The sequence below is a fragment of the Marinobacter sp. C1S70 genome (genome assembly GCF_000475355.1).
Classification (GTDB): Bacteria; Pseudomonadota; Gammaproteobacteria; order Pseudomonadales; family Oleiphilaceae; genus Marinobacter; species Marinobacter nauticus.
The window spans coordinates 1-1817 of record NZ_AXBW01000105.1 but is presented as its reverse complement, the minus strand read 5'-3'; the positions used below and the strand labels follow the sequence as shown (position 1 = coordinate 1817).

Genomic DNA, 1817 nt, shown 5'->3' with positions numbered 1-1817 from the left:
GTTTCAATCCACGCGCCCGCGAGGGGCGCGACCCGATGGCCCCACCGAGTTTGTGGTGTCGGCGTGTTTCAATCCACGCGCCCGCGAGGGGCGCGACGTTTGAAATGTCAAGCGGCTCTCGCCTGTATGGCGTTTCAATCCACGCGCCCGCGAGGGGCGCGACTGTGGCCATGTAAACCCCGGCCCCGATGTACGGGCTGTTTCAATCCACGCGCCCGCGAGGGGCGCGACGTGTCGATCTGTTGCGACCCTTGCCCTACGCCTCCGTTTCAATCCACGCGCCCGCGAGGGGCGCGACCCCCACAGCTTTTCAAGCCGGGCCGCCCATGCCTGTTTCAATCCACGCGCCCGCGAGGGGCGCGACCAGCAACCCCACCCTGACAGACCAGGACCTGCGGGTTTCAATCCACGCGCCCGCGAGGGGCGCGACCTCAAAATTTCGATTTATCAAGATCCTATGCGTTGTTTCGTAAGCGTCCGGCCATCACACCTTGTCAGGTGTAGCCGGCTTCCAGTTGTGGGGCAACATCTCGTCGATGGCGTTGTTCTTCTGCGTCGGCAAGCGGGTCAGCACGTCCTTCAGATAGGCATAGGGATCATGGCCGTTTAGCTTCGCCGACTGGATCAGCGTCATCACCGCAGCCGCACGCTGGCCACTGCGCAGTGAACCCGCGAACAGCCAATTGCTGCGACCCAATGCCCAGGGCCGGATCTGGTTTTCTACCCAGTTGTTATCGATGGGCACGGCACCATCGTTCAGGTAGCGCGTCAGCGCTGCCCACCGCTTGAGGCTGTAATCGAGGGCTTTGGCCGTGCCGGAGCCATCCGGCACTTTCTGACGATGCGCCAGCATCCACTGATGCAGCGCATCAGCGATTGGCTTGGCCCTGGTTTGCCGGATTTCTCGCCGCTTATCCGCCGGCAGCTCTTTGGTGTCTCGCTCGACCTCGTACAGCCCGCCGATGTATTCCAGTGCCTTGGCCGCCAGTTCGCTCTTATTGGCTTCGTGCAGGTCGTAGAACTTGCGCCGGGCGTGGGCCATGCAGCCGATTTCGGTAATGCCGTTACCGAACCCGGCCTTGTAGCCGGCGTAATCATCACAGACCAGCTTGCCCTGCCAGTCACCCAGGAAGGTGCGAGCGTGTTCACCCGCCCGGCTGGGTGCGAAGTCGTAAACGGTGGCTTTGAGGTCCGAGAACGGTGTGGTGCAGTACGCCCAGACGTAGGCCTTGTGAGTCTTTTTCTTGCCCGGGGCCAGCATGCTCACCGGGGTTTCGTCGGCGTGCAGAACGTTGTGTTCCAGCAAGGTGTTTCTCAGTGCGTCCACCAGGGGCTGCAACTGCACACCACAGGCCCCCACCCACTCGGCCAGAGTGGAGCGCGGGATTTCCAGGCCAGCACGGCCGAAGATACGTTCCTGACGGTACAGGGGCAGATGGTCCGCGTATTTGGCCACCAGCACTTGAGCCAGCAGACCCGCCGTCGGGATGCCTTTGTCGATCACCTGTGGTGGCACCGGTGCCTGGACCAAGGTCTCGCATTTGTCGCAGGCCCACTTGCCCCGGATGTGGCGCTCCACCGTGAACTCGCCTGGGACGTAATCCAGCTTCTCGCTGACGTCTTCACCAATACGCTTGAGCTGGCAGCCACACTGGCACTGAGTATTTTCCGGTTCGTGGTGGATCAGGGTGCGGGGCAGTTCTGGTGGCAGCGGGGCGCGCTTGGGCTTTTGCTTGGGCCGAGCCGCCTTCTGTTCCTCGGTCATCGCCTGGTCCAGCTCGGCTTCGATAGCGGCTAGGTCGCTGTCGATCAGTTCG

Annotated in this window: 1 protein-coding gene and 1 CRISPR repeat array; the gene reads right to left on the bottom strand. The window is 62.5% G+C overall.

Translation table 11 applies throughout. The features are described from left to right. A CRISPR array of direct repeats spans positions 1 to 430; the repeat unit is 32 nt; unit sequence GTTTCAATCCACGCGCCCGCGAGGGGCGCGAC. Between the two features lie 54 nt (positions 431 to 484). Then, positions 485 to 1817: IS66 family transposase (gene tnpC / locus Q669_RS19040; protein ID WP_022993520.1), on the bottom strand; the 1333-nt coding region annotated here is incomplete at its 5' end.